Annotated in this window: 17 protein-coding genes; 12 read left to right on the forward strand and 5 right to left on the reverse strand. The window is 51.3% G+C overall.

Annotated elements, in window-relative coordinates; all coding sequences use genetic code 11:
• The first annotated feature begins 4 nt into the window (after positions 1 to 4).
• From rnc to ftsY, 3 genes are all read left to right on the forward strand, one after another.
• Positions 5 to 703 (forward strand): ribonuclease III, encoded by a 699-nt coding sequence (rnc, locus tag ACETK5_RS06490; protein ID WP_071220044.1) that lies wholly within the window; start codon positions 5 to 7, stop codon positions 701 to 703.
• A gap of 205 nt (positions 704 to 908) precedes the next feature.
• A complete protein-coding gene (smc, locus tag ACETK5_RS06495; RefSeq protein WP_100538173.1) occupies positions 909 to 4,478 on the forward strand; it encodes a chromosome segregation protein SMC in 3,570 nt (1,189 codons plus the stop codon).
• A 27-nt stretch (positions 4,479 to 4,505) separates the two neighbouring features.
• On the forward strand, positions 4,506 to 5,507 hold the full coding sequence (ftsY, locus tag ACETK5_RS06500; RefSeq protein ID WP_098747111.1) for a signal recognition particle-docking protein FtsY: 1,002 nt from the start codon (positions 4,506 to 4,508) through the stop codon (positions 5,505 to 5,507).
• A 92-nt stretch (positions 5,508 to 5,599) separates the two neighbouring features.
• Here the strand turns inward: ftsY and ACETK5_RS06505 are convergent, their stop codons facing one another.
• From ACETK5_RS06505 to ACETK5_RS06525, 5 genes are all read right to left on the reverse strand, one after another.
• Complete coding sequence (locus ACETK5_RS06505; RefSeq protein WP_100538172.1) at positions 5,600 to 5,803, reverse strand: hypothetical protein; 204 nt, start codon at positions 5,801 to 5,803, stop codon at positions 5,600 to 5,602.
• Between the two features lie 62 nt (positions 5,804 to 5,865).
• Complete coding sequence (locus ACETK5_RS06510) at positions 5,866 to 6,141, reverse strand: hypothetical protein (protein WP_243390771.1); 276 nt, start codon at positions 6,139 to 6,141, stop codon at positions 5,866 to 5,868.
• A 64-nt stretch (positions 6,142 to 6,205) separates the two neighbouring features.
• Positions 6,206 to 7,216 (reverse strand): polysaccharide pyruvyl transferase family protein, encoded by a 1,011-nt coding sequence (locus ACETK5_RS06515; RefSeq protein WP_326114079.1) that lies wholly within the window; start codon positions 7,214 to 7,216, stop codon positions 6,206 to 6,208.
• Positions 7,217 to 7,245: 29 nt separating this feature from the next.
• Positions 7,246 to 8,211, reverse strand: a complete 966-nt coding sequence (locus ACETK5_RS06520) for a glycosyltransferase family 2 protein (RefSeq protein ID WP_394054723.1) — start codon at positions 8,209 to 8,211, stop codon at positions 7,246 to 7,248.
• Positions 8,212 to 8,414: 203 nt separating this feature from the next.
• The gene (locus tag ACETK5_RS06525) at positions 8,415 to 9,443 is read right to left on the reverse strand and encodes a glycosyltransferase family protein (RefSeq protein ID WP_326114081.1); all 1,029 of its coding nucleotides are present in this window, start codon (positions 9,441 to 9,443) and stop codon (positions 8,415 to 8,417) included.
• Positions 9,444 to 9,649: 206 nt separating this feature from the next.
• Here ACETK5_RS06525 and wecB point away from each other — a divergent pair, with 206 nt between their 5' ends.
• The 9 genes from wecB (at position 9,650) to ACETK5_RS06570 (ending at position 17,592) form a co-directional block, all read left to right on the forward strand.
• Complete coding sequence (gene wecB, locus ACETK5_RS06530) at positions 9,650 to 10,768, forward strand: non-hydrolyzing UDP-N-acetylglucosamine 2-epimerase (RefSeq protein ID WP_326114082.1); 1,119 nt, start codon at positions 9,650 to 9,652, stop codon at positions 10,766 to 10,768.
• A gap of 261 nt (positions 10,769 to 11,029) precedes the next feature.
• Complete coding sequence (gene trhA / locus ACETK5_RS06535; protein WP_326114083.1) at positions 11,030 to 11,677, forward strand: PAQR family membrane homeostasis protein TrhA; 648 nt, start codon at positions 11,030 to 11,032, stop codon at positions 11,675 to 11,677.
• 138 nt (positions 11,678 to 11,815) lie between these two features.
• On the forward strand, positions 11,816 to 12,172 hold the full coding sequence (locus ACETK5_RS06540) for a putative DNA-binding protein (RefSeq protein WP_100538166.1): 357 nt from the start codon (positions 11,816 to 11,818) through the stop codon (positions 12,170 to 12,172).
• A 21-nt stretch (positions 12,173 to 12,193) separates the two neighbouring features.
• Positions 12,194 to 13,576 carry a signal recognition particle protein gene (ffh, locus tag ACETK5_RS06545; RefSeq protein WP_076325017.1) on the forward strand — a complete coding sequence of 461 codons (1,383 nt, stop codon included), beginning with the start codon at positions 12,194 to 12,196 and terminating at the stop codon, positions 13,574 to 13,576.
• A 48-nt stretch (positions 13,577 to 13,624) separates the two neighbouring features.
• Entirely contained in the window at positions 13,625 to 13,897 is a 273-nt protein-coding gene (rpsP, locus tag ACETK5_RS06550) for a 30S ribosomal protein S16 (RefSeq protein ID WP_006211361.1), read from the forward strand.
• Between the two features lie 21 nt (positions 13,898 to 13,918).
• Positions 13,919 to 14,149 (forward strand): KH domain-containing protein, encoded by a 231-nt coding sequence (locus tag ACETK5_RS06555; RefSeq protein WP_006211360.1) that lies wholly within the window; start codon positions 13,919 to 13,921, stop codon positions 14,147 to 14,149.
• A 111-nt stretch (positions 14,150 to 14,260) separates the two neighbouring features.
• Entirely contained in the window at positions 14,261 to 14,782 is a 522-nt protein-coding gene (rimM, locus tag ACETK5_RS06560) for a ribosome maturation factor RimM (protein WP_127594326.1), read from the forward strand.
• 3 nt (positions 14,783 to 14,785) lie between these two features.
• Positions 14,786 to 15,601 (forward strand): tRNA (guanosine(37)-N1)-methyltransferase TrmD, encoded by an 816-nt coding sequence (gene trmD / locus ACETK5_RS06565; RefSeq protein WP_326118787.1) that lies wholly within the window; start codon positions 14,786 to 14,788, stop codon positions 15,599 to 15,601.
• Between the two features lie 185 nt (positions 15,602 to 15,786).
• Positions 15,787 to 17,592 (forward strand): collagen-like repeat preface domain-containing protein, encoded by a 1,806-nt coding sequence (locus ACETK5_RS06570; protein WP_394054728.1) that lies wholly within the window; start codon positions 15,787 to 15,789, stop codon positions 17,590 to 17,592.
• Positions 17,593 to 17,594: the final 2 nt, after the last annotated feature.

The following is a 17,594-nucleotide window of genomic DNA, read 5'->3' on the forward strand; positions in this document are numbered from 1 at the left end:
TGTGTTGAGTGGAGATCTGAAGCAGTTACAGCATAAACTTCAAATCCAGTTTCGCAATGCAATGCTGCTGAAGCAGGCCTTTACCCACGCATCTTATGTAAACGAACATCGCTTCAGTCAGAGCCAGGACAACGAGCGTCTTGAATTTCTAGGAGATGCTGTTCTGGAGCTGACGGTGAGTGAATTCTTATACAACCTTTTTCCGGACCGTCCGGAAGGCGAGTTAACCAAGCTGCGGGCTGCTATCGTATGTGAGCCCTCCCTGGTGCAATTCGCTGTAGGTCTGGACTTTGGTCGTTACGTTCTGCTAGGCAAAGGAGAGGAAATGACGGGCGGTCGAACCCGCCCGGCTCTTCTGGCAGACGTATTTGAGTCATTTGTGGGGGCGCTTTATCTGGATCAGGGATTGGAAGCGGTTCGCCGGTTTTTGAGCGACCATGTCTTTCCCACGGTGACCGTCAACGGTCGTCCGCAGATGAGCGATTATAAGACCGAGCTTCAGGAACTGACCCAGCATCACGGCATGGGCGCACTGGAATATCGTATCGTAGAAGAGCGAGGACCGGCACATGAGCGGGAGTTTGTCTCGGAGGTATACATGGGAAGCGAATGTCTTGGACGCGGAAGCGGCAGATCCAAGAAAGAAGCCGAGCAGCAGGCAGCGGCAGTAGCCTTAAAGCAGCTGAAACGTGCGGATGCCTAAAGCTTCGCTGATGTGATGACAAACAAAGAGCAAAGAGCAGTCAAGCGGATAACCGGACCCGGATAGGATGACTGTTTTTTGCTCTTTTCGTTGTCTGTCTTTTGTAAAGGGACAGCTGCTTACAATGTAGATGGACCTCGTCCAAAGACGGCGGTGAAGCCGATTCTACTTATGGTACAATAGCAGGAGAGGTGATAGGTCGAATATGTTTTTGAAACGGATCGAGTTAGCAGGATTTAAATCGTTTGCCGACAAGACGGAGATGGAATTTGTCCGGGGAATTACAGCCGTTGTAGGTCCGAATGGCAGCGGTAAGAGTAACATTTCCGATGGAATCCGCTGGGTGCTTGGCGAGCAAAGCGCCAAATCGCTTCGCGGCGGCAAGATGGAGGATATTATCTTTGCCGGGAGCGATGCGCGCAAAGCGGTTAATTATGGAGAAGTCTCCCTTACGCTGGATAACGAGGATCATGTATTGCCGCTGGATTTTAATGAAGTGACTGTAACCAGACGGGTGCACCGGAGCGGGGACAGCGAGTATTTCATTAATCGGCAATCGTGCCGGCTGAAGGATATTACGGAGCTGTTCATGGACACCGGAATCGGTAAAGAAGCCTATTCCATCATTGGACAAGGCCGCATTGAGGAAATTTTGAGTACACGTTCAGAAGATCGCCGGGGGATATTTGAGGAAGCGTCCGGGATCGTTAAATATAAATCTCGTAAAAAAGAGTCTGTGCGCAAGCTGGATGAAACGGAGCAAAACCTGCTTCGTATCCACGACTTGGTCACAGAGCTTGAAGATCAGATCGGACCGCTGAAAGAGCAGTCCGAGAAGGCCATTCGCTACAAGGAGCTTCGGGAAGAGCTGAAGCACAAGGAAATTTCTCTGTATGTGTATCAGATCGAACAGATACATACCTCATGGAGCGAGGCCAATGCCAAGCTGGAGCAGCTGAAGGAAGAGCAGCTCGCCTTGTCCACGGTTGTATCCGCGCACGATGCCAAGCTGGAGAGTGACCGATCGGCGCTGCGCCAGCTGGAGCAGGAAGTTGAGGATCTGCAGAGCCAGCTGCTTCAATTCAGCGAGCTATTTGAGAAAAGCGAAGGCTATGGCGAGGTGCTCAAGGAACGCCGCCGCAACCTGGAACGTACGCGCGAGCAGCTGGAAGACAGTTTGCAATCAGGCGATCATCGTTTGGGAGAGCGCGTAGGCGAGCTTGCGAGCATGAAGAGCAAGCTGCAGGAGCTCCAGCAGGAATTAACCCAGGTGCGGGACCAGCTGTCAGCGGAAGAAGCGAAGCTGGTTGGCGTAACCGGCGGAATCAGCCAGCAGCAGGAAGAGAGCTTGAAGGGGAATTTACTGGAGCTTATGAACCAAATGGCTCAAGCCCGGAATGAAATCCGGTACGCCGACCAGCAGCAGGAAGCGCTGGACCGTCGAATGAATCGGGCGCAAGAGGAGTCCGGTAAATGGGAAGCCCTGAAAGAGGATTTGCTCCGCCGCAAAGAGAGCATCGATCGGAGTATTGAACGATTCGGGAAAGAGATTGCAGACCTCCGCAGCGGTTATATCAGCGAGAGTGAGCGATATCAATCCCTGCAGAAATTGCAGGAAGAGACGCAGGGAGCGCTTCGGAAATGGGAGCAGAAGCGGGAAGCGCAAATTTCCCGCCGCGATACCATGAAAGAGCTTCAAGATGACTTTGACGGATTTATGCTGGGTGTTAAGGAAGTACTGAAGGCATCCCGAAAATCCGTGCTCCACGGGGTCCATGGTGCGGTGGCCGAGCTAATTCGCGTGCCGGAAAAGCTGGAGCTTGCCATGGAGACCGCTCTTGGCGCATCGGTTCAGCATATCGTCATGGAGAACGAATCCGTATCCAGGCAGGCGATTGCCTTCCTGAAGCAGCGCCAGTTAGGACGGGCGACATTTCTGCCTTTGGACGTCATTCGTCCACGGAATGTATCCGCTTCGGACCGTCACTTGGCAGAAGGGGAAGCCGGGTTTGTAGGCTTTGGCTCCGAGCTGGTCCAGTACGACTCGAGATACAGTAACATCGTCGGCAGTCTTCTGGGCAATGTCGTTATCGCCGAGACCCTGGAGCAAGCGAACAAGATTGCTGCCAGATTCTCCTATCGCTTCCGCGTGGTTACGCTTGAGGGAGACGTGGTCAATGCAGGCGGCTCCATGACAGGCGGCAGTCAGCATAAGAAAACGAACAGCCTGCTGGGGCGCAAGCGGCAGCTGGAGCAGCTCGATCAGGAAATTTCGGAAACCGAGAAGCAGCTGGAGAAGCTGCAGCAGGGCATTGAAGGCGTCCGGAATCAAATGATTGAATCTCAGGATAAGCTGGACGAGCTCCGCAAAGCCGGAGACGACAAGCGGATTGAGGAACAGCAGGCTGCAGGGGACCGCAAGCAGCTTGAGCATGAGCTGCGCCACGTCCTCGAACAAGCCGAGCTGGCAGGCGAAGAGAAGAGCAGTCAAGAGAAGGAAGCCAAAGAAATTCAGCAAAGCCGTGAACGCGCCCAGAAGCTGTTGTCTGAGCTGGAGGAGGAAGAGAAATCGACCCATCTGGCCATTCAAGCTGCAGAGTTTGCCCGGAAAGCCAATGAATCGGCGAAGGAAGAGCTTCAGAGTCAGCTGACAAACCTCAAGGTTCGCGAAGGAAAGCTGGATCAGGAAACCTTCTCGCTGGAGGAGCAGCTCAAGCGCCTTCAGTCGGATGTAGACAACCACGAGAAGGAACAGAAACAGAACCGCACGATGCTGGCCTCCGTTCAAGCCGACCTGAATCAGAACGAAAGCGAAAGCGTGAAGCAGATCGAGGATCTGAACCAGTACAAGCTGAAGAAGGAAGAGGCGACGCAGCAGCTGGAATTCAAACGGGCTGCACGCACCGCGCTAAGTCGGAAGCTGGAGCTGGAAGAGAGCGAAACCAAGGAGCAGCGCACGCAGCTGCGGGCCGTGGATGATCAGCTTCGCCAGACCGAGATTGGAGTAAACCGGCTCGATGTTGAGCTTGAGAATATATTGAAGAAATTAAGCGAGGACTATGAGCTGAGTTATGAGCTTGCCAAGCAGCGGTATCCGATTCCGGAAGACATCACGGCCGCTCAGAACGAAGTGCGTGATTTGAAGAGGTCGATAACTTCCCTGGGAGATGTGAATCTGGGGGCCATTGAAGAGTACCAGCGCGTCAATGAGAGATATCTGTTCCTGAGTGAGCAAAAGGCGGATTTGGTTGAAGCGAAGACAACGCTGTATCAGGTCATTAAGGAAATGGACGATGAAATGTCCAAGCGCTTCAAGCTGACATTCGATGCAATCCGGCGCGAGTTCGGCACGGTATTTACGAAGTTGTTCGGAGGCGGACGAGCCGACCTGGTCCTGATCGATCCGGATCGATTGCTTGAGACGGGGATAGATATCGTTGCTCAGCCTCCTGGCAAGAAGCTGCAAAATCTGCAGCTGCTCTCCGGTGGAGAACGTGCATTAACCGCTATGGCGCTGCTGTTTGCCATTTTGCAGGTGAAGCCGGTTCCGTTCTGCGTACTGGATGAGGTCGAAGCGGCGCTTGATGAAGCGAACGTAGTCCGATTTGCCCAGTATCTGCGGGAGTTCTCCGAACAAACGCAGTTTATTGTGGTCACCCACCGCAAAGGAACGATGGAAGAGGCGGATGTGCTGTACGGCGTCACGATGGAAGAAGGCGGCGTGTCGAAGCTGGTGTCCGTCAAGCTTGAGAATGAGGAAGCGGAGATTGCCTAATTTAACATAACGACATGGAGGGTACGTATGAGCTTTTTTAAGAAGTTAAAAGAGAGCATTTCCAGCAAAACGGAAAACGTAACAAAACAGTTCCGCGACGGACTCGAGAAAACCCGGAAGGGATTTATCGAGAAAGTGTCGGACCTGGTGATTCGCCGTAAAAAGATCGATGAAGAATTTTACGAGGAATTGGAAGAGATTTTGATTGGCGCTGACGTCGGCGTCAATACCGTCATGGATCTGATGGACGATCTTCGTGCCGAAGTGAAGAAACGGCGGATTGAGGACGCTGCCGATCTGCAGCCGGTATTGTCAGAGAAGCTGATGGGACTCCTTCGTGATGACAGCAGCAATGAGCTGCGGGAGAATCCGGATGGAATTACGGTCATTCTGTTTGTCGGCGTTAACGGAGTCGGTAAAACAACTACGATTGGCAAGCTGGCGCATCGTTACAAGCAGGAGGGCAAGAAGGTTTTGCTTGCAGCGGGCGACACGTTCCGTGCGGGTGCAATCGAACAGCTGGAAGTATGGGGAGAACGGGTTGGCGTTGAAGTCATTAAACAGCAGCCCGGCTCAGACCCGGCAGCCGTCATGTTCGATGCGGTTCAAGCAGCCAAGCAGCGGCAAGCGGATGTTCTGCTCTGCGATACGGCAGGACGCCTTCAGAACAAAACCAATCTGATGGAAGAGCTGAATAAAATCTTCCGCGTCATTCAACGCGAAATCCCGAGTGCCCCGCATGAGGTGCTGATGGTCCTTGATGCGACGACAGGACAGAATGCACTGAGCCAGGCGAAGCTGTTCGGGGAGAAGAGCGGCGTGACCGGCCTCGTATTAACCAAGCTGGATGGTACGGCTAAGGGCGGCATCGTGATCGCGATTCGTCAAGAGTTGAATCTTCCGGTGAAGCTGGTAGGCTTGGGAGAGAAAATGGGTGATCTCCAGACCTTTGACTCGGAGCAGTTTGTTCATGCCCTCTTTGCGGGTTTGATTAAGGAAGAAGAGAATGCCGTAGAACAACAAGACTAGAACGGGTCTAGTCGAATATGTATACAAAAGGACCGAAAGATATGCTTTCGGTCCTTTTTCATGTTCGGCTCGATCTACGGGCACAAGTTTTTTTATGAAGAGACGATCCGAACGAATTCAATCGAACGAAGCGGGATAAGGGCAGTATCTGTAGGAGGACCGTAGATGATGGGCGGTACTTTTAAGGTGATGGTTCCTTCGCCCACTTCGGTCAGCGTGCCAATGATCACATCTCCCGACACCGTTACTTCGGTTTCCGAGCCGATAAATCCTTGCAGCCAATCCACGTAGCGCATATCGGTTAACCTCCTTGCCGTAATGAAAGTTTGAAGCTGACATCCAGTATCATCCGCAGGAATTACTGAACGGAAGTAATATTGGCGAACGGAATCAGCACGAGGTCACCCGATGCTTCACGGAGCTGAACACCATCTTCAGCAGTAGCCAAAACGACCCCTTCCAACGTGACAAAGGTTGTGCTGACCCGTACCTTTTGGCCGGTGCGGACTTCGAAAAATTGAACCAGCTCCGGATTAATCGTTAAACCCGTGAGGACCTGATTCTCCAGCGACTCTACGCGCTCAGTTAATTGACTGGTTTCCTGGCTTAGAAGTTCGACCTGCCGCGTTAACACCTTGACTCGCCTTGCAAGTCTTCTGCAGAACAGGAAGCAACACATAGTCATTCTCCTTTCTGTATTACCAACGGTTGTGCTCTTCGATATGCTTCTTTAAACCCCGAAGCGAGGCAGTGCTTTCTTCCTCCGCTGCGCGGATCATTGGCATAACCTGCTGCACATGACCAGGGCCGTATTTAAGGAAGGTTTCGGTTTTATCGACCAGAACATCAAGCGGCTGACGATAATCCGTAAAGTACTGGCCGAGATGAAAAGAGCTCAGCAGGCTATGCACTTTGCTCATGGTGCTGAGCGCCAGTACAGGCTTGCCGCCGCGTAAAGCGGCTAGCGACGGGTGAAGCTTGAACGATATTAAATAGTCGACAGATTGAATGAAACGGTAAGTGAGCTCAATATCCATAAGGAACGGCAGCGTCTCAATGGAAGCGCCGGGTGTAGACTCCTTTACCTTTTGCTGCAATTGCAGACATGTGTTGTAATCGGAGTACGCATTGCCCGGATGATGAATGACCGGGATCAGGACGGCATGATAGCCTTTTGCAATAAGATGTCCCAGCAGTTTGGTCATGTTGTCCATCGGAAATGATTCATAGGAAAATACAACGACGCCAATCGTTGGACGCTTAGAGAAACGTTTCACCGGGATATCGGGCTGACGATAGCCAAATACCATGTCAGGGGCTGTTTCGACGTTTCGATGGAAGCCTGCCCGTTTGGCGATGGCCGACGATCGTTCATCCCGGAACACCGCGCGGTTTGCCTTGGAGATCATCTCCCGGTAGGCGGATACCTGCTCCTCCGGCCAAGTGTGTTCCGGGTAGGCATCCACGATGCCGACACCGTAGACCCAGGTAGGCTGTCCTTTGAGCTGCGGAGGGAAGTAATATGAATTGAACGAGTAGGGTGTAATTAAATCGCCACCGCCGATGATGAAGGCATCCGTCTGATGGGGGTCCAAGCGGGCGTTCCAGGGATAGACGTGATGATCGTGGAATACTTGGCGAAGGGTATGAAGAAATAAATCATCACCGAAGTTTCCCATTCCATAGTACCCGGAAGCGGCAATATGCATGTACGTATCACCTCCTTTTCGAGCGCTGTCTAGCTCTTGTGTGTTTGCTGATTCCAGGCTTCGAAGAGGCTGCGGTTACGTTGGCTGGTACTGCTGCCATAAATGACGCGATGATACAAGAGGGCATCGACTTGAACCGGCGAGCTGTGCTTAAGAAGCCTGGCGGTGACATCGATATCTTCGAAGATACGTCCGAGACGATCCTCCCGATTCCACCAACCGCCAATGGCGATTAGGGATGACTTTCGATACATACGGGGGACGAGCGGGTGGCCCTGCTGATTCGTTCGATTTAAGGAAGCAGACCATGCCGAATAAAGCTTGCCCGAATCAACGTTTCTTCTCCATAGAGGACCGAGCTGCCGGGTTCGTTCCCAGCACCCATACCAGCCTGTGGCGATCCTGCCGTCCGGATTCTTGTCAAGCGCTTCGGCCAGGAGTGCGGTGGCATCGGGAACCAGCCAGTCATCTCCATCCAATTCCAGAATATATCGACCCTTTGCTTCAAAAAGCAGGCGATTCATCATGATTGCTTTTCCGCGGTTACGCGATTGGGACAGAACCCGAATTCTGCTGTCAGTATAAGCGCAGGCTTCCTCCAAGCTATCGTCCTCAGAGCCGTCATCGCCTATTAACAGCTCCCAGTTATCGCTTGATTGTGCCAACACGGAACGGATGCTCCAGCCTAAAGTGTCCTTCATATTATGAATGCTCATCAGAATGGAGACGACAGGTTGCTGAGGGATATCAGGGGACAAAGTCCCTGTGGAGCTGGCGGTTTTCTCTCGCATCCTTGTTGCAGACAGAACAGGGAGAATATACTCCAGATCCTTTTGAAACGGAGGGCTTTGCGATGGGTTTAGATGCATCGTAAGGCTTGGATCGGCGGGCAGCAGATCATAAGGCAGAAATCTGGCAGCAGGAAGCCTGTCGTTCCAGCGGGTGAGGGCGGCAAGCAGCCAGGCTTTTCTCCAATAGAGTGGGGCGCCGTTCATACAAATACAGACAACACGATCTGGAATATGAGCTGGCATTGGAATGAAAGTCTGTGCGCTTTTATGAAAAAAAGAGATGTTACCGCCCCATAGAATCCACTCACGGTCAATTTGTGAAACTTCCTGAATGATTTGTTCACGATAGGCTAACGTATCGCTGGCTCTATAGCCGAATGGCTGCGTACGGAGTATGGCATAGGATTTCAAAGGGTGTTCATGCCTTTGTCCAGGATGACCTGTCGAATCACTTGATCGGCTTTCAATCCGCGTTCAACCCAGCGATTCTCTCTGGCGTAGGCAATGCGGGCCAGCTTATGCTCTGCTGTATCCGGGTGATGGAGCATGGAGGCCAGCTTGCCCAAGAAATCATCATGGGTTGTCGCCGTGGTAACATGCGGCTCCATGGCAATGCATTCCGGCAGAGCCGTTGACAATACGCGAACACCGGAAGCCAGATACTCGTATGCTTTGACTGGATTGGTTGCCAGCGTAATCGGATGGTATTGGAAGGGGATCAATGCCACGTCAATGTGAGCGAGATAACGCTTGAGCTCCTGGTGCGGCTTTTCCCCGAGAATATGCACATTGGGAAGCTTCGAATAATCGCCTGAGCTGCCATAAGGAGCTCCAATGGAAACGAATTGGACGTTTGGAAATTGAGTGGCCGCTTTGGCGAACAGTTCATGATCTACCCAATACGCCCAAGCACCGATATAAGCAACAACAGGACCCGGAGGGAGATCGGCGGGTCTTTCACTGAATGGAATATGAAAAAATGAAGAGTCAGCGCCATTCGGGATCAAGGTAAGCGGTTTATCCGGATACGCCAAGGATAACCGGGTGTGAATCACCTCTGCGGTACATACAACATGGTCCGCCTCGTCAATCATTTTGGGTTCATACTTAGCCCAATGCGGAAATTCATCGCAGCAGTCGTAGATCGTAATGTCGGGCTTAAAGAGAGTGGAAATGCGCGTCCGGAGTTTAGACCACGTCGTCCAGACGACAATCGGATGTTCTTTGCGAAGGGCAGGCAGTTTTTTGTGCAGAAATGTTTTGGTATCTGTGAATAGGAACACATTCGGTTCCACTTCTTTGAACTCCTTATCCAGCGGTGCCAGGTTTTCGAAGAAAACCTGATGACCAAGCGCCCCCAATTGAGTCATAAGCTGCTGCGGTCTCTGTTTCATATACGACCAGTTCATCGTTCTCGGATAAATGATAACAGCCAAGAGGTTTCCTCCTTTCTTTTGTACTCGGGATAATATATGCATTGCTAGCTTCATAGAATTGGACGAATGAGCCGAAAGGCCGAAAAATGGTTGATTTCTACAAGGATGCAACTGACCGGAACGAATCTATCAACTTGCCATATAATGCTTAAGATATGAGGTTTCAGATCTATCTTTTCATATAAAACGAGGGGGAGTGAAGGTTCGTGAAACAGAAAAATGTTCTTGTTATATTCGGAACGCGTCCGGAAGCGATCAAAATGGCACCTTTGGTCAAGGAATTGGAGTCAGCCCCGGGTTTAACTCCAATCGTATGCGTAACCGCACAGCATCGTGAGATGCTGGATCAGGTGCTTCGTTTTTTTGGAATCCAGACGCAAACGGATCTGAATATCATGAAGGAAGGGCAATCCTTATACAGTCTGAGCGCTGACCTGCTAAAAGGGATGGAGAAGGTATTCCAAGCGAGAACATATGATCTTGTGCTGGTCCACGGGGATACAACGACAGCATTCATCGGTGCTTTGGCAGCGTATTACGCGAAGATTCCGGTGGGACATGTGGAAGCAGGGCTGCGGACGTATGATAAGTACGCGCCGTTTCCAGAGGAGATGAACCGCGAGTGGATCGGCAGGGTGGCTGATATGCACTTTGCCCCGACGGCGCTGTCCGCAGCAAATCTCAAAGCCGAGAACCGTTCGGCTCACGTATATGTAACGGGAAACACGGGAATCGATGCGATGAAGTGGACGCTTCAGGCTCCTTTTGAGCATCCGATACAGAGCAAGTTACGGAAAAATAGCCGATTAATACTGATGACCATGCATCGCAGGGAGAATTGGGGAGAACCGATGAAAGGGGTATTTGAGGCGGTGAAGCGGGTGATCCGAAAGCACCCTGACATTGAAGTGATATATCCGGTCCATCCAAACCCCGTGCTGCAGGAGGCGGTCGCGCAAGTGCTTGAGGGGCACGAGCGAATCCACTTGACCGAACCGCTCGATGTGGTAGATCTGCATCATATCATGCAGCGTTCCTATCTGGTTTTGACGGACTCCGGCGGCATACAGGAGGAAGCGCCGTCGCTAGGGAAGCCGGTTCTGGTACTGAGGGATAAAACCGAACGCCCGGAAGGAGTCACGGCCGGTACCCTAAAATGCGTCGGCACGAAGTGTGAAGCGGTTCAGGCAGGAATAGAGCAGCTGCTGACGGATAAGGAAGCGTACCGCAGCATGTCAAAAGCCCATAATCCGTTTGGCGACGGCACTGCGTCCCGCCAAATCGTCAGCGCCATTCAGCAATTTTTCCAATTGCAGGGGGGCTGATCTAGGGGGCGGCTTTGATTTTGCATGCCCGCAGGGCGTATAATGAAGTATAAGTCGGGTTCAAAAAGTCAGGTTTTCAGCACCGAGAAGGTTGGATGAAGCTAGGGACTGAGGAGCGGAGCGTACGTTTTGGGTACTTGAGCACCGGAAGGCCCGGCTGAATTCAAGATTCGATGCCGAGCTGCTTCCTGATTCGCTTCGTGATCAAAAGCGGACTTTTTGAACAACCTCTATAAGATTTCAAGCGAAAGGATACCTGTTATGGCCAATACTTACACTTATCCACGCAGAGAAGAGATAGCGAATGCAATAACGCATGGCATAGGAGCGGCACTAAGCGTTGCTGCACTCGTGCTCCTAATCGTATTTTCAAGTTTGAAAGGCACAGCCTGGCATGTGGTGAGCTTCACGATCTACGGATCGACGATGCTCCTGCTGTATTTGAGCTCAACGCTCGTACACGGCTTGAGAGACGGGAAAGCCAAGGATTTCTTTGAGTTTATGGACCACTCCTCCATTTACTTGTTCATCGCAGGGACGTATACGCCATTCCTGCTGGTTGCCGTCCGGGGAACGCTGGGCTGGAGTCTTTTCGGGATCGTATGGGGCATTGCGCTCTTCGGCGTCGTATTTAAAGCATTCTTCGTCAAGAAGTTTCTGTTCCTCTCCACGATATTTTACATTGCGATGGGCTGGCTGATCGTCATTGCCTGGAATCCGTTAACGGCGGTTGTAGCGCCGCAAGGCATGAATTTGCTTGCCATTGGTGGCGTGCTGTACACGCTGGGCACCATATTCTATGTATGGCGGGGCTTTCCTTACCATCATGCCATCTGGCATTTGTTTGTGCTGGCAGGTTCGATTCTCCACTTTTTTGCGATATTGATTTACCTTCTTCCGATCGGTTGAACGGGTAGGAAGAAGGCTTCCTGCACATGAAGAAGGATGACAAGGGAAATGGCTTGACATCCTTCTTTGTTTTTTGTATGATAAGGTTCGTTAAGCGAACTGTAAAGTGTTTTTCCTTGACGAGGGGGGTGCCCTTAAATGAGTCAGGAGAATCGGCTCGAGAAGACGAACCGGATCAATTTGCTGTTCGATTTCTATGAGCAGCTGCTGACAGAGAAACAGCAGACCTTTTTGAAATATTATTTCCATGACGATTTTTCCCTCGGAGAAATCGCTGGTGAATTTGAGATTAGTCGCCAGGCCGTCTATGAACATATTAAGCGCGCAGAACAGGTGCTCGAGTCCTATGAAGAGAAGCTGGGGCTCCTGAGCAAGCATGAAACGCGCATCCGGGAGCTGGATAAGTTTCGGGAAATGGTGGAGAGTAGCGACCTGGGGGAACATGATAAGCATGCAATAACCGATATGGTTGAACGTTTAAAAGTATGGGATTAAGTATGAACGGAGGTGGCGGATATGGCGTTTGAAGGATTGACCAGCAGACTACAGAATGTGTTCAGCAAGCTTCGTGGTAAAGGCAAGGTGTCCGAAGAAGATGTAACAGCCGCCATGCGTGAAGTCAGACTCGCGCTTCTAGAAGCCGACGTTAACTTCAAAGTGGTTAAGGATTTCGTATCCAAAGTAAAAGAGAAGGCCATCGGCAAGGAAGTGATGGACAGCTTTACGCCCGGCATGGTGATCATTGACATCGTGAATAAAGAACTGACGGAGTTGATGGGAGGAAGCCAAGCCAAACTGGCGAAGAGCAATAAGCCGCCAACGGTCATTATGATGGCCGGTTTGCAAGGTGCCGGTAAGACAACGACTTCGGGCAAGCTGGCCAAGCTGCTTCAGAAGCAGAACAGCCGACCGCTGCTCGTTGCCGGCGATATTTATCGTCCTGCTGCGATCAAGCAGCTCGAAGTACTCGGTGATCAGATCAACGTGCCGGTATTCTCTTTAGGAGACAAGACAAGCCCGGTCGAAATCGCGAAGCAGGGTCTACAGCATGCCAAAGATAATGGTCACGATTATGTCATTATCGATACCGCCGGCCGTCTTCATGTCGATGAAGAGCTGATGGAAGAATTGAAGCAGATTCACAGCGTTGTGAATCCTGATGAAGTCCTGCTTGTCGTTGACGCGATGACGGGTCAGGATGCGGTGAATGTCGCGGAAAGCTTCAACCAGCAATTGACGCTGACGGGTGTCGTGCTCACGAAGCTGGACGGGGATACTCGAGGCGGTGCCGCCCTCTCGGTTAAGGCGGTTACCGGATGTCCGATCAAATTCGCGGCGCTTGGCGAGAAGATTGATGCGCTGGAGCCGTTCCATCCGGAACGGATGGCATCGCGGATTCTCGGAATGGGCGATATGCTGTCTCTTATCGAGAAAGCACAATCGAACATTGATGCAGACAAGGCCAAGGAAATGGAACGTAAAATGCGTAATGCCGAATTTACGTTCGAGGATTTCCTGGAGCAGATGGACCAGGTCAAGAAGCTCGGTCCTCTGGACCAGCTGATGGATATGATTCCCGGCATGGGCAAGATGAAGCAAGCCAAGGATCTCAAGGTTGACGAGAAGCAGATGGGACGCATCGAGGCTATCGTCCACTCCATGACAACGGCGGAGAAGCAGCAGCCTGACATTATCAATCACAACCGCCGTAAACGGATTGCGGCAGGCAGCGGAACCTCGCTGGCTGAAGTGAACCGGCTCATCAAGCAGTTTGACGAAATGCGCCGCGTGATGAAACAGTTCTCGGATATGATGGGTCCTAAAGGCGGCAAGAACAAAGCGATGAAACAGCTGAAAGGCTTGACTGGCGGAAAAGGCATGAAGTTTCCATTCCGTTAAGTCTCGGATATATCGAATGGACATTTTTTGAAGGAGGTGAATTTTCAAATGGCAGTACGTATTCGTCTGAAACGCATGGGTGCTCACAAGGCTCCTTTCTACCGCGTGGTGGTTTCTGATTCCCGTTCCCCACGTGACGGTCGTTTTATCGAGGAAATCGGTTATTACAATCCGGTTGCTCAACCGGCTGAAGTTAAAATCGATGAAGAGAAAGCACTGAACTGGCTTCAAAATGGTGCGCAAGCATCTGACACGGTTCGCAACTTGCTTAGCAAAGCGGGCGTAATGAAGAAATTTCATGAGCTGAAGCATCAGAAATAAGACTGATCGCGAGGGTTATCTATGGAAGAATTAGTTCGCGTTATTGCTAAGGCTTTAGTGGATCATCCAGAAGATGTGACTGTGAAGACCGTTGAGAAGGAGCACTTGATTGTATATGAGCTGTACGTGCATCCTGACGATGTCGGGAAGGTCATAGGCAAACAAGGGCGTATCGCCAAATCATTGCGTACAGTCGTAACATCGGCGGCGGTTAAAATGGATAAACGGGTGACCGTTGATATCATTTCTTAAAATATACGAAAGGGGGTTAGGATGCATGTCCTAGCCCTTTTTCGTACATGCTGAAGAAATCAGCCGGTCATACCAGCGAGAACGTTCATTAAGTGATGCAGGAGGAAGACCATGTCTGAAAAGTTGTTTACCGTAGGGAAAATCGTGAATACGCACGGCATCCGCGGGGAAGTTAAAGTCATGCCGCATACGGATTTTGCCGATCAGCGATTTGCTCCAAAGAGCCAGTTGTATATTGTCCCGGACAAAGGGAGCAAGGTAGAAGTAACGGTGGATACATCCCGTTTTCATAAAAACATGTATATCCTTAAATTCAAGGAGCTGCATGGCATTAATGATGCCGAAAAATATAAGGGCTCGCTGTTGAAGATTCCAGCGGATCTTCAGGAGGAGCTTCCGGAGAACGAGTACTATTTCCATGAGATCATTGGCTGCAAGGTGATGACCGATGAAGACCCGGCCGAGGAGCTCGGCACGATCTCCGAAATTTTGACGCCAGGCGCTAACGATGTATGGGTTGTCAAAACGCCTCAGGGAAAAGAAATTCTCCTTCCGGCCATACCGGATGTCGTACTTGATGTAGACAAGGAATCGAAGCTTGTCCGCGTGCATCTCATGGAAGGGTTGTTATAGTTCATGCGGATTGATGTGCTGACGCTGTTCCCCGAGATGTTTGATGGTGTGTTTCATTCGAGTATTTTGGGGAAAGCGGCCGAAAAACAAATTGTGAACTTGAATGCTATCAACTTTCGCCAATATGCCGGGAACAAGCATGGTCAGGTCGATGATACTCCTTATGGCGGCGGAGGGGGAATGGTGTTAAAGCCGGACCCGATTTTTGCTGCGGTGGAGGATATCCTAGCTTTTGATGCGGATGCGATTTCAAATCATGAGGATGGGGCTAATCCTTCCGGTGAGATTTCAGCGGATATCGCCGGAACAGCCAAGCCTCCGCGTGTCATTCTGATGTGTCCGCAAGGAGAGACCTTTACGCAGAAAAAGGCGGAAGAGTTGTCTCAGGAAGACCATCTGGTGTTTATATGCGGGCATTACGAGGGTTATGATGAACGCATTCGCGAGTTTCTTGTTACCGATGAGTTATCCGTCGGGGATTACGTGCTTACCGGCGGAGAGCTGCCGGCGATGGTTGTCATCGACTCTGTGGTCCGATTGCTGCCGGGTGTGCTTGGCAATGAAACCTCAGCGGTGACGGATTCATTTAGTACAGGCCTGCTGGAATATCCGCACTATACACGTCCGGCTGAATTTCGCGGCTGGAAAGTGCCGGATATTTTGCTGAGCGGTCATCATGCGAATATTGACGTGTGGCGTCGGGAACAAGCGCTTAAGCGGACATGGGAGCGTCGCCCGGAGTTGTTAGACAAGCTGGAATTGTCCAAACAGGATCAGGCGTATTTAAACAAGCTTCAGCGAGAAGCGGGATCCTCATAAGTTTTATTGTTCAATCTAACGAACAGATCTGTAAGCACAGGTCTGTTCGTTTTTTTTCTATCATGTGCGCGTATGTAGTAATATGCACGTTTCTTGCTTGGCACCCGAGAACAAAAATCGTATGAATTGAATAGTGTGATAAATAGGCGTTTGCGGATGCATGAGATCGTAAGGGGTGAAATCGATTGAGGCAAGAAAGAAGGAAACGTAGGGACAGCAAGGCTGTAATTCAGGGACTTACACCCGGGCGAATCCGTGTCGGAAAGAACCAAGCCACTCGATTCGTTACATTGATCCGTCAATTAACATCACGGTTACGCGCATTTGTGGAACAGCCGGTTAATGAGAATTTCACGCTAATCAAAATACAATTGCAGAGCCTTAACGATCTGGTCTCGGGCATGAGGTTCTCGCTGCGGGAACGACGGGGCCTTAGGCTGGTCGTACAACAAATTGCAAGGATTTCCAATGCGGATAATCTGGAAGGGATTTTAACAAGATTGAACGAAGTTTTGACGTTGATTCAATCGTATGGAGAACGAATTGGAGTCGGCAGCGAGATCGGTCCGGGCATCGCCGCCTCACAGCATGAAATCCAATCCTGCATAGAGTCGATTCAGAGTATGGAAGCCGCTCCACCAGTCAACCATATGGATAATATACCTTTATATATCATGGACGCGACTACGAAGCCAGGGGTTGGATCGCGTCAGCGGCTTGCTGAAGTGTTCCAAGGCATTAATGAGCAGGCTTCCAGATCAGTGAGTTCAGAACAACAGCTGGAAAGGCTGCAAGCAGCGGATGGAATGAATGCATTACTGTCGAATGGAGCGTCGACTGCGACAGGATCAATAGGAGTAACAGGTGCAGCAGGGACTACAGGTCCGACCGGATTGGGCGGTTTGCCGGGGGCAACCGGCCCTAAGGGTGCAAGGGAGGTTGCAGGACCAACAAGTCCTGAGGGAGCACCGGGGGTGCCGGGTGGGATTAGCGGAGCGACCGGACCAACTGGGGAAACAGGTGCGACGGAGGCAATAGGCGAGACCGTGGCAACGGGAGACGCCGGAATCAGAGCTGCAGGGGCGACAAGCGTAACTGGAGCTACAGGAAAAACCGGGCCAGTAGGTCCGCCTGGAGCTATGGCTGCCGGGGCTACAGGAGAAGCAGGGGTCACAGGGGTAACCGGGGTGACAGGCGTTCTAGGAGCCACAGGGGCTACAGGCGTAACTAGGCGAACGGGAGTTGCGGGAACTACAGAAGAAGCAGGCGCCACAGGTGTAACAGGCGCACCGGGCCCGACTGAGGCAACAGAAGAAGTAGGGGCCGCCACAGATGTAACTGCGGAGACAGGGGCTGCGGCAGCTACAGGAGCAGCAGGAGGCACAGGATCGACAGGCAGGACCGGGTCAACAGGTGTTATAGGTCTGACAAGAGTGACCGGAGAAATAGCTGTAACCGGAGCCACAGGAGCTACTGGGGCAGCAAGAGCCATAGGTCCAACCGGTTCAACTGGACCAACAGGCCCGATGGTCGTAACCGGATTAGCTGGAGCCTCAGGCCCTGCCGGACCAACCGTTCCGACGGGCCCTGTCCTTGTGGGTGGAAGTGTGATTTATGCCAGTAATGGGACGGCACAGAAAGTGGCCACCAACTCGCCGGTTACTTTTTCAACAAGCACGCTTCAAGGTGTAACCTTTAACGGTGCCACGACCCTGACCATTGTGACAGCTGGTTTCTACTACTTTGATTGGCAGATTTCGCTCGAAACTGGTTCGACTGCGCCGAATGCTTTCGGAATCGTTGTTAACGGTAATACGACTAATGCGGCGAACATGAACTCGAATTCAACCAACGCCGAAGTTTCAGGATCTGCCGTGATCAATTTAAGTGCAGGTAATACCGTTGGGCTCTATAATTTATCGCCAACAACCAAATCGATTACTGCTCTGCAAACCGGCGCAAGGATTTCTATCTTTAGAATTGGCTCATAGTC

This window comes from Paenibacillus ilasis (assembly GCF_043195395.1).
GTDB classification, from domain to species: domain Bacteria; phylum Bacillota; class Bacilli; order Paenibacillales; family Paenibacillaceae; genus Paenibacillus_AQ; species Paenibacillus_AQ lautus.